Annotated in this window: 10 protein-coding genes and 4 tRNA genes; all 14 read left to right on the top strand. The window is 54.7% G+C overall.

Annotated features, from left to right (window positions below):
- Positions 1-238: 238 nt before the first annotated feature.
- Positions 239-1,195, top strand: a complete 957-nt coding sequence (gene birA / locus ACQKEN_RS25060; protein ID WP_427689466.1) for a bifunctional biotin--[acetyl-CoA-carboxylase] ligase/biotin operon repressor BirA — start codon at positions 239-241, stop codon at positions 1,193-1,195.
- A gap of 50 nt (positions 1,196-1,245) precedes the next feature.
- Positions 1,246-1,683 carry a hypothetical protein gene (locus ACQKEN_RS25065; protein ID WP_427689467.1) on the top strand — a complete coding sequence of 146 codons (438 nt, stop codon included), beginning with the start codon at positions 1,246-1,248 and terminating at the stop codon, positions 1,681-1,683.
- A 142-nt stretch (positions 1,684-1,825) separates the two neighbouring features.
- Positions 1,826-1,910, top strand: a tRNA-Tyr gene (locus tag ACQKEN_RS25070).
- A gap of 27 nt (positions 1,911-1,937) precedes the next feature.
- Positions 1,938-2,011 (top strand) — tRNA-Gly (locus tag ACQKEN_RS25075).
- Positions 2,012-2,037: 26 nt separating this feature from the next.
- Positions 2,038-2,113: transfer RNA gene (locus tag ACQKEN_RS25080), tRNA-Thr, on the top strand.
- 176 nt (positions 2,114-2,289) lie between these two features.
- Positions 2,290-2,365, top strand: a tRNA-Trp gene (locus ACQKEN_RS25085).
- 44 nt (positions 2,366-2,409) lie between these two features.
- Positions 2,410-2,778: a preprotein translocase subunit SecE gene (gene secE / locus ACQKEN_RS25090; protein ID WP_122536821.1), complete on the top strand. Its 369-nt coding sequence runs from the start codon at positions 2,410-2,412 to the stop codon at positions 2,776-2,778.
- A gap of 9 nt (positions 2,779-2,787) precedes the next feature.
- Positions 2,788-3,321, top strand: a complete 534-nt coding sequence (gene nusG / locus ACQKEN_RS25095; protein WP_003317113.1) for a transcription termination/antitermination protein NusG — start codon at positions 2,788-2,790, stop codon at positions 3,319-3,321.
- A gap of 119 nt (positions 3,322-3,440) precedes the next feature.
- Positions 3,441-3,872, top strand: coding sequence for a 50S ribosomal protein L11 (rplK, locus tag ACQKEN_RS25100; protein WP_037017696.1), 432 nt, complete (start codon positions 3,441-3,443; stop codon positions 3,870-3,872).
- On the top strand, positions 3,872-4,567 hold the full coding sequence (gene rplA, locus ACQKEN_RS25105) for a 50S ribosomal protein L1 (protein WP_065988464.1): 696 nt from the start codon (positions 3,872-3,874) through the stop codon (positions 4,565-4,567). The genes rplK and rplA overlap by 1 nt, the downstream gene beginning before the upstream one ends.
- 197 nt (positions 4,568-4,764) lie before the next feature.
- Positions 4,765-5,265, top strand: a complete 501-nt coding sequence (rplJ, locus tag ACQKEN_RS25110) for a 50S ribosomal protein L10 (RefSeq protein ID WP_133775993.1) — start codon at positions 4,765-4,767, stop codon at positions 5,263-5,265.
- A 78-nt stretch (positions 5,266-5,343) separates the two neighbouring features.
- A complete protein-coding gene (rplL, locus tag ACQKEN_RS25115; protein WP_019409897.1) occupies positions 5,344-5,709 on the top strand; it encodes a 50S ribosomal protein L7/L12 in 366 nt (121 codons plus the stop codon).
- A 221-nt stretch (positions 5,710-5,930) separates the two neighbouring features.
- The gene (gene rpoB / locus ACQKEN_RS25120; RefSeq protein WP_133775995.1) at positions 5,931-10,004 is read left to right on the top strand and encodes a DNA-directed RNA polymerase subunit beta; all 4,074 of its coding nucleotides are present in this window, start codon (positions 5,931-5,933) and stop codon (positions 10,002-10,004) included.
- A gap of 63 nt (positions 10,005-10,067) precedes the next feature.
- Positions 10,068-10,168, top strand: a 101-nt coding sequence (locus ACQKEN_RS25125; protein WP_404688906.1) for a hypothetical protein, incomplete at its 3' end; no start/stop codon positions are given.

A 10,168-nucleotide genomic window follows, 5' to 3' on the forward strand; every position in this document is an offset into this window, starting at 1 on the left:
ATGGTAGTGTGGGGTTTCCCCATGTGAGAGTAGGTCATCGTCAAGATTAAATTCCAAAACCCCATCTGCGAAAGCAGATGGGGTTTTGTTTTTGCGCGCGGAAAAAGAGGGAATTCATCTCAACCTGGATGACCAACGCATATGCGCAGGTTGGATACGGGCTGGGCCGTGAAGCGTACGCTTGCGTAGGTCTGCTGGATGGCTATCATGCGCGTCTTACTGCCAGGCGCTTACACTCATGCATACGTTGCTAAAGCTGCTAAAAGACGGAGCTTTTCACTCCGGGGAAGATCTGGGGCTTGCTCTGGGCGTAAGTCGGAGTGCCGTCTGGAAGAAGCTGCAGCAGGCCCAGGCTGAGCGCGGCATAGAGATTCACAAGGTTCGTGGTCGGGGTTACCGTTTGGCTTCGCCGATGTCGTTATTGGACGATGAGGCGCTACGCTTTGAGCATGTTGGGTTGGGTTGGACCTGCAGGATTCACGAAACTATCGACTCGACAAATGCTGAAGCGATGCGAGTGGCGAATTCAGGCGCTGAACTTCCTTGCTTGGTTCTTGCGGAGCAGCAGACGGCAGGCCGGGGCAGGCGTGGGCGTCAGTGGATAAGTCCTTACGCTGAAAATCTCTATTACAGCCTTGCCCTGCGTATGGATGGCGGAACGCGTCGGCTCGACGGTCTCAGCCTTCTGGTAGGGCTTGCGGTGGTCGATACCATAAGAGAGCTTGGTATCCACAGCGCGGGGCTGAAATGGCCTAACGACATTCTGGTTGGTCGCAAGAAGCTCGCTGGAGTGCTGCTCGAGGTAACCGGCGACCCTGCCAATGTCTGCCACGTAGTGATTGGTATTGGGATCAATATCAATATGCGTGAATCCAGCAACGTCGATCAGGCGTGGACTTCGTTCGCCCTTGAGCTGGGGCGTTTGCATGACCGGAACAAGGTTGCTTGCGCGCTCAGTCGAAATCTCAGCGGCTATCTTGCTGGTCATCAAGAAAAAGGCTTTGGGGCCTACCGCAGAGATTGGGAGGACAAGCACTTATGGCAAGGGCTCGCGGTGGATCTTACCGTGGGTCCGAAAATCACTCAGGGCGTTGTGCTAGGAGTTGGTAATGATGGGTCGTTGCGTCTGGAGGTAGGTGGGCGTGAGGAGCATTTCAGCGGAGGGGAGGTGAGTCTGAGGCTCCAGGGGAAATAGGGGACAGTAGGTATGCATGCATCCGAATGCGTATGGTTTATGAGGTGGGTATGCCCTGGGGATTTTTGTTGTTACTCATGTTGAACGGTCTTTATTTTGTCTGGCATCAGCAGGATGCACCGCTACGACCCAAAGAGGTCGAGCCGCTGCTAACCCATCGAGCATATGGCCAGGACATTCGGTTGCTTAGCGAGTCGGGGTTGGGTGGTGGTAATTCGCGCCACGCTGCAGAACGAGAGAAATGTCTCTACCTGGGTGGCATCGCCAAGCAGGCTGAGGCAGCACTTATCGAGCAGCGCCTTGTTGCTTTGGATATCGGTAGTGGGCTTGAAAAGCGGCCTGACCCCCAAGGCGGGGTGTATTGGGTGAAAATCGCGCCTACCAGCCGGCGTTTGGTCAGCGAGTCATTGATCGCTGAGCTCCGCAAGGATTTCCCCATGCTAAAAAACGAAATAATGTCGTGTGAAAGCATTGCAACCACAGAATAGTTTGAATAGAATGGCGCCCGCTTCGCAGTGCAGATCAATTGATATGTGCTCGTGTAGCGAGAGTCAATGCTTGTAACCTCAAGTTTTTATTGAGAAAAAGATTGACAGAAGGGTGGCATGATATAGAATGCTGCCTCGCTTAGGAGGGGTTCCCGAGCGGCCAAAGGGATCAGACTGTAAATCTGACGTCTACGACTTCGAAGGTTCGAATCCTTCCCCCTCCACCAAATTTTGAGCGTAAGCAGTAAAGCTCAGCGGGTATAGTTTAGTGGTAGAACCTCAGCCTTCCAAGCTGATGATGCGGGTTCGATTCCCGCTACCCGCTCCAAGTTTTCTGGTTGTGCAATGTGTTTTGCTCTTGTAGCTCAGTTGGTAGAGCACACCCTTGGTAAGGGTGAGGTCAGCGGTTCAAATCCGCTCAAGAGCTCCATTACTAAGGCAGATATTTAGGTATCTGCCTTTGTTTTAAGTGCTACGAATGCCAAGCTTTTCAAGTGCTTGGTGAGGTAGTGCTGCAGTGAGTCGACTTTCGCGATGCGTGTTTATCGACTTGCTGTTGAAATCTTCCTGTCAGGTCCGCATAATGTTCGGCCTGATTTTGCTTTTAGGTCAGTAGCTCAATTGGCAGAGCGACGGTCTCCAAAACCGTAGGTTGGGGGTTCGATTCCCTCCTGACCTGCCAGATTCTCTAAAGTATCTGGCTTTCTTTTCACAGGATTTTAGTAGATGAATCCAAAGGCTGAAGCCCAAGACTCCCGTTTTGATCTCGTGAAGTGGCTTGTAGTAGTGCTTCTGGTAGTCGTGGGTGTCGTTGGAAATCAATACTACTCCGCGCAACCAATCCTGTATCGCGTTCTTGCCCTGCTTGTAATCGCCGCTGTTGCAGCCTACGTGGCTCTCCAGACGGGGAGGGGCAAGGCTTTCTTTGTTTTGGCCAAGGAAGCTCGCGCTGAGATTCGTAAAGTCGTGTGGCCTACGCGTCAAGAGACTACTCAGACTACTTTGATCGTGGTTGCAGTGGTTCTCGTCATGGCGCTGCTGTTGTGGGGTTTAGACTCCCTGCTCGGCTGGCTTGTTTCCTTGATTGTCGGCTAAGGGTGTCCCGTGGCTAAGCGTTGGTACGTAGTGCATGCCTACTCGGGTTACGAGAAGCATGTCATGCGCTCACTGGTTGAGCGTGTAAAGCTTGCAGGCATGGAAGATGGCTTCGGCGAAATTCTGGTCCCTACTGAAGAAGTAGTGGAAATGCGTAACGGCCAGAAACGCAAAAGCGAACGCAAATTCTTCCCTGGCTATGTGCTTGTCCAGATGGACATGAACGAGGGTACTTGGCACTTGGTCAAGGACACTCCTCGGGTCATGGGCTTCATCGGTGGCACGGCAGACAAGCCGGCCCCTATCACCGATAAAGAAGCTGAGGCCATTTTGCGTCGCGTTGCTGATGGCAGCGATAAGCCGAAGCCAAAGACTCTGTTCGAGCCGGGCGAAGTCGTCCGTGTTACAGACGGTCCGTTTGCTGATTTCAACGGTACTGTCGAAGAAGTCAATTACGAGAAGAGCCGGATCCAAGTGGCGGTGCTCATTTTCGGACGCTCCACTCCGGTGGAGCTGGAGTTCAGTCAGGTCGAAAAGGCGTAACTGAGCTCAGAATCCCATACCCCGCAGCCCTGGGCTGTGGGGTTTTTTCGTCACCGGGATAAACGCGCAAGTAACCGGGGAGCCTTTCGAGGCGCTAGAACCCGTAATTGGAGTGCCTCATGGCCAAGAAGATTACCGCTTACATCAAGCTTCAAGTGAAAGCCGCTCAGGCTAACCCAAGCCCGCCTGTTGGTCCTGCACTGGGTCAGCACGGCGTGAACATCATGGAATTCTGCAAAGCGTTCAACGCCCGTACTCAGGGTATTGAGCCAGGCTTGCCGACTCCTGTGATCATCACTGTTTACAGTGACCGCAGCTTCACCTTTGAAACCAAAAGCACCCCGGCTTCGGTACTGCTGAAAAAAGCAGCTGGCCTGACCAGCGGCTCGGCTCGTCCGAACACCGTAAAAGTTGGCACCGTAACCCGTGCTCAGCTGGAAGAAATCGCCAAGGCAAAAAATGCCGACTTGACCGCTGCTGATATGGACGCCGCCGTGCGCACCATCGCCGGTTCCGCTCGTAGCATGGGCCTTAACGTGGAGGGTGTGTAATGGCTAAGCTGACTAAGCGCCAAAAGGCTATCGCTTCCAAAGTTGAAGCTGGCAAATCGTACAACTTCAACGAAGCCGCTGCTCTGCTGGCTGAGTTGTCGACAGTGAAGTTCAGCGAGTCTGTAGACGTTGCTGTGAACCTCGGTGTTGATCCTCGTAAATCTGACCAGGTCGTACGTAGCGCTACCGTACTGCCGCACGGCACTGGCAAGACTGTTCGTGTAGCCGTGTTTACTCAGGGTCCAGCTGCTGAAGCTGCTCTAGCTGCCGGCGCTGATCGTGTTGGTATGGACGATCTGGCTGCTGAAATGAAGGGTGGCGATCTGAACTATGACGTCGTTATTGCCTCCCCGGACGCAATGCGGGTTGTTGGTCAGTTGGGTCAGATCCTCGGCCCACGCGGTCTGATGCCTAACCCGAAGGTCGGTACCGTTACTCCAGACGTAGCCACTGCCGTTAAAAACGCCAAGGCTGGTCAGGTTCGTTATCGCACCGACAAAAACGGTATTATCCACACTTCCGTTGGCAAGGTCGGCTTCGAAGCAGACAAGCTGCGTGAGAACGTCGAAGCGCTGATCGCTGATCTGAAGCGTATCAAGCCTGCTTCCTCGAAAGGTATCTACGTCAAGCGCGTAACACTGAGCACCACTATGGGCCCAGGCTTGGTCATCGACCAAGGTTCGTTGGACGCGTAAGGCTGGCATAGCGCGGGTAACCGCGTCATTGCAAAAATTGGGGTCCCTGCCTGGCGGGGGCTATCCAAGACCGTAGGCGGCGAAAGCCTTAAACCTCAAGCCTACGCAGATGGTGCTCCCGGTTCCTTACCGAATCAGACACCAAAACGACATCCGGCTCAGGTCAGATGAAACGGTAACAAGCAGGAGTTAAACCCGTGGCAATTAAACTCGAAGACAAGAAGGCCATCGTCGCTGAAGTCAACGAGGCTGCCAAAGTCGCTCTGTCTGCTGTTGTGGCTGATGCCCGCGGTGTGACAGTAGGCGCGATGACCGGACTCCGTAAAGAGGCTCGTGAAGCTGGCGTGTACGTGCGTGTCGTACGTAACACCCTGCTCAAGCGCGCCGTTGCTGACACTGAATACAGTGTCCTCAACGACGTGTTCACTGGCCCGACCTTGATCGCCTTCTCCAACGAACATCCTGGCGCTGCTGCCCGTTTGTTCAAAGAGTTCGCTAAAGGTCAGGATAAGTTCGAGATCAAGGCAGCTGCGTTCGAGGGCAAGTTCCTCGCAGCTAATCAGATCGACGTACTGGCAACACTGCCGACCCGCAACGAAGCGATTTCGCAGCTGATGAGCGTGATTCAAGGCGCTACCAGCAAGCTCGCTCGTACTCTGGCGGCCATCCGCGAGCAGAAAGAAGCCGCTGCAGCCTAAGGGCTGGCACTTCCTCTCGCGTATTTTTGTTTATTTCGATGGTCGCGTAGGCCGTCCCCCAATTCAGGAATTAGAGTCATGTCTATCTCTCAAGACGATATCCTCAACGCCGTAGCTGAAATGTCCGTTCTGCAGGTTGTAGAGCTGATCAAGGCATTCGAAGAAAAGTTCGGTGTTAGCGCTGCCGCTGCTTCCGCTGGCCCAGCTGCTGCTGCTGCCGTTGTTGAAGAGCAAACCGAATTCAACGTCATGCTGCTGGAAGCTGGCGAGAAGAAAGTTAACGTTATTAAAGCAGTACGTGAACTGACCGGTCTGGGCTTGAAAGAAGCCAAGGCAGTCGTTGACGGCGCTCCAGCAATGGTTCTGGAAGCAGTAGCTAAAGACGCTGCTGACAAAGCCAAGGCTACTCTGGAAGAAGCAGGCGCTAAAGTCGAGCTGAAGTAAGCATCGACTTTGCGTTTCCAGCCCAAGCGTTAAGCGAAAGGCTGATGGCTGGTGGCTTCTGCCACCGGCCTTTTTCCGTTGTTGGCAGCTGATTCGGTTAGCGCTGATTACGTGATCTACCCACCTCGAACGGTGGCGCGAACCATGGGGTTCGCAAGATTTTTCTGGCTGCTCCCGTCGGGAGGAGCCAAACAAGCAGGTGACCAAGCTGGGGAACGCTGATGGCTTACTCATATACTGAGAAAAAACGTATCCGCAAGGACTTTAGCAAGTTGCCGGACGTCATGGATGTGCCTTACCTCCTGGCCATCCAGCTGGATTCGTATCGTGAATTCTTGCAAGCGGGAGCGACTAAAGATCAGTTCCGCGACGTGGGCCTGCATGCGGCCTTCAAATCTGTTTTCCCGATCATCAGCTACTCCGGCAATGCTGCTTTGGAGTATGTGGGTTATCGTCTGGGCGAACCGGCTTTTGATGTCAAGGAATGCGTGCTCCGCGGTGTGACATACGCCGTACCTTTGCGGGTGAAAGTACGTCTGATCATTTTCGACAAAGAATCGTCGAATAAAGCGATCAAGGACATCAAAGAGCAAGAAGTCTACATGGGTGAAATCCCCCTGATGACTGAAAACGGTACCTTCGTTATCAACGGTACCGAACGAGTGATCGTTTCCCAGCTGCACCGTTCCCCGGGCGTGTTCTTTGACCACGACCGCGGCAAGACGCACAGTTCCGGCAAACTGTTGTACTCGGCTCGCATCATTCCTTACCGTGGTTCGTGGCTCGACTTCGAATTCGATCCGAAAGACTGTGTCTTCGTACGTATCGACCGTCGCCGCAAACTCCCTGCATCGGTTCTGCTCCGTGCGCTGGGTTACACCACTGAAGAAGTGCTGGATGCCTTCTACACCACCAACGTATTCCACGTTCAGGGCGAGAACCTGAATCTGGAGTTGGTGCCTCAGCGCCTGCGTGGCGAAATTGCCGTTCTGGATATTCTGGACGACAAGGGCAAGGTGATTGTTGAGCAAGGGCGCCGCATCACGGCTCGCCACATCAACCAGCTCGAAAAAGCGAACATCAAGACACTTGAAGTTCCACTCGACTACGTCATCGGCCGCACTAGCGCCAAAGCGATCGTGCACCCGGCGACGGGCGAGATCATTGCCGAGTGCAATACCGAGCTGAACACTGAGATCCTGGCAAAAATTGCCAAGGCTCAGGTTGTCCGTATCGAAACGCTGTACACGAACGACATCGACTGTGGTCCGTTCATCTCAGACACGCTGAAGATCGACTCGACAGGCAATCAGCTGGAAGCCCTGGTCGAAATCTATCGGATGATGCGTCCTGGTGAGCCACCTACCAAGGATGCCGCCGAAACGCTGTTCAACAACCTCTTCTTCAGCCCGGAGCGTTACGATCTGTCGGCTGTAGGTCGGATGAAGTTCAACCGTCGTATCGGTCGTACCGAAATCGAGGGTTCAGGCGTCCTGCACAAAGACGACATCGTCGCCGTGCTGAAGACTCTGGTCGACATCCGTAACGGTAAAGGCATCGTCGATGACATCGACCACCTTGGTAACCGTCGCGTTCGTTGCGTAGGCGAGATGGCCGAGAACCAGTTCCGTGTAGGTCTGGTGCGGGTTGAGCGAGCGGTCAAAGAGCGTCTGTCTATGGCAGAAAGCGAAGGCCTGATGCCGCAGGATCTGATCAACGCCAAGCCTGTAGCGGCGGCGGTGAAAGAGTTCTTCGGTTCCAGCCAGCTTTCTCAGTTCATGGACCAGAACAATCCACTGTCCGAGATCACTCACAAGCGTCGCGTCTCTGCACTCGGCCCTGGTGGTCTGACGCGTGAGCGTGCCGGCTTTGAAGTTCGTGACGTACACCCGACTCACTACGGTCGTGTATGCCCGATTGAAACGCCGGAAGGTCCGAACATTGGTCTGATCAACTCCTTGGCCGCGTATGCGCGCACCAACCAGTACGGCTTCCTCGAGAGCCCGTACCGTGTTGTTAAGGACGCTCTGGTAACTGACGAAATCGTTTTCCTCTCAGCTATTGAGGAAGCGGATCACGTTATTGCCCAGGCTTCTGCGGCAATGAACGACAAGAAGATCCTGATCGACGAGCTGGTTGCTGTTCGTCACTTGAACGAGTTCACCGTCAAGGCGCCGGAAGACGTCACCCTGATGGATGTTTCGCCGAAGCAGGTTGTTTCGGTTGCAGCATCGCTGATCCCGTTCCTTGAGCACGACGACGCCAACCGTGCGTTGATGGGTTCGAACATGCAGCGTCAGGCTGTACCAACCCTGCGCGCTGACAAGCCGCTGGTCGGTACCGGCATGGAGCGCAACGTTGCTCGCGACTCCGGCGTTTGCGTCGTGGCCCGTCGTGGCGGCGTGATTGACTCGGTAGATGCCAGCCGTATCGTGGTTCGTGTTGCAGATGACGAAGTCGAGACAGGCGAAGCCGGTGTCGACATCTACAACCTGACCAAATACACGCGTTCGAACCAGAACACCTGCATCAACCAGCGTCCGCTGGTGAGCAAAGGTGATCGCGTTCAGCGTAGCGACATTATGGCTGACGGCCCGTCCACCGATATGGGTGAGCTGGCGCTGGGTCAGAATATGCGCATCGCGTTCATGGCGTGGAACGGCTTCAACTTCGAAGACTCCATCTGCCTGTCCGAGCGTGTTGTTCAGGAAGACCGGTTCACCACGATCCACATTCAGGAACTGACCTGTGTGGCGCGTGATACCAAGCTCGGGCCTGAAGAGATCACTGCTGACATCCCGAACGTGGGTGAGGCAGCACTGAACAAGCTGGACGAAGCCGGCATTGTTTATGTTGGCGCGGAAGTAGGCGCTGGCGACATTCTGGTAGGTAAGGTCACTCCGAAAGGCGAGACCCAACTCACTCCGGAAGAGAAGCTGCTGCGCGCAATCTTCGGTGAAAAAGCGAGCGACGTTAAAGACACATCCCTGCGCGTACCTACCGGTACCAAAGGCACTGTCATTGATGTCCAGGTCTTCACTCGTGACGGCGTTGAGCGCGATGCGCGTGCTCTGTCCATCGAGAAAAGTCAGCTCGACGAGATCCGCAAGGACTTGAACGAAGAGTTCCGCATTGTTGAAGGCGCAACCTTCGAGCGTCTGCGTTCTGCGCTGGTAGGTCGTACCGCTGAAGGTGGTGCCGGCCTGAAAAAAGGTCAGGAAATCACCAACGAGGTTCTGGACGGTCTGGAACACGGTCAGTGGTTCAAGCTGCGCATGGTCGAAGATGCGCTTAATGAGCAGCTCGAGAAAGCTCAGGCTTACATCGTTGACCGTCGCCGTCTGCTTGACGACAAGTTCGAAGACAAGAAGCGCAAGCTGCAGCAGGGCGATGACCTTGCTCCAGGCGTGTTGAAGATCGTCAAGGTGTACCTTGCCATCCGCCGCCGCATCCAGCCGGGCGACAAGATGGCCGGTCGTCACGGTAACAAAGGTGTGGTTTCCGTGATCATGCCGGTTGAAGACATGCCGCACGATGCCAACGGCACGCCGGTGGATATCGTCCTCAACCCGCTGGGTGTACCTTCGCGTATGAACGTTGGTCAGATCCTCGAGACTCACCTGGGCCTCGCGGCCAAAGGGTTGGGCGAGAAGATCAACCGCATGCTCGAAGAGCAGCGTAAAGTCGTTGAGCTGCGCAAGTTCCTGAACGAGATCTACAACGAGATTGGCGGCCGTCAGGAAAGTCTTGATGACCTGTCTGATCAGGAAATTCTGGATCTGGCCAAGAACCTGCGTGGCGGCGTTCCAATGGCTACGCCGGTATTCGACGGCGCGAAGGAATCCGAAATCAAGGCAATGCTCCGCTTGGCGGACATGCCGGACAGTGGCCAGATGCAGCTATTCGACGGCCGTACCGGTAACAAGTTTGAGCGTCCGGTCACCGTTGGCTACATGTACATGCTGAAGCTGAACCACTTGGTGGACGACAAGATGCACGCGCGTTCCACTGGTTCGTACAGCCTGGTTACTCAGCAGCCGCTGGGTGGTAAGGCTCAGTTCGGTGGTCAGCGTTTCGGGGAGATGGAAGTCTGGGCGCTGGAAGCATATGGCGCGGCGTACACTCTGCAAGAAATGCTCACAGTGAAGTCGGACGACGTGAACGGTCGGACCAAGATGTACAAGAACATCGTGGACGGCGATCACCGTATGGAGCCGGGCATGCCCGAGTCCTTCAACGTGTTGATCAAAGAAATCCGTTCGCTCGGTATCGATATCGATCTGGAAACCGAATAACACGTGACGCGAATCGAGGGTGGGTCGGTATGACTGCCCTCTGCTCCGCCAGGAGGAAAGGCCTTGAAAGACCTACTGAATTTGCTGAAAAACCAGGGTCAAGTCGAAGAGTTCGACGCCATCCGTATCGGATTGGCATCGCCTGAGATGATCCGTTCGTGGTC

Origin of the sequence: Pseudomonas sp. NPDC078416 (assembly GCF_050268485.1) — a bacterium.
Classification (GTDB): domain Bacteria; phylum Pseudomonadota; class Gammaproteobacteria; order Pseudomonadales; family Pseudomonadaceae; genus Aquipseudomonas.

Coding starts and splice junctions, on each gene's coding strand:
- rplA (WP_065988464.1), top strand. CDS start 3,872: ATGGCTAAGCTGACTAAGCGCCAAAAGGCTATCGCTTCCAAAGTTGAA.
- rplL (WP_019409897.1), top strand. CDS start 5,344: ATGTCTATCTCTCAAGACGATATCCTCAACGCCGTAGCTGAAATGTCC.
- secE (WP_122536821.1), top strand. CDS start 2,410: ATGAATCCAAAGGCTGAAGCCCAAGACTCCCGTTTTGATCTCGTGAAG.
- birA (WP_427689466.1), top strand. CDS start 239: ATGCATACGTTGCTAAAGCTGCTAAAAGACGGAGCTTTTCACTCCGGG.
- ACQKEN_RS25065 (WP_427689467.1), top strand. CDS start 1,246: ATGCCCTGGGGATTTTTGTTGTTACTCATGTTGAACGGTCTTTATTTT.
- rplK (WP_037017696.1), top strand. CDS start 3,441: ATGGCCAAGAAGATTACCGCTTACATCAAGCTTCAAGTGAAAGCCGCT.
- rpoB (WP_133775995.1), top strand. CDS start 5,931: ATGGCTTACTCATATACTGAGAAAAAACGTATCCGCAAGGACTTTAGC.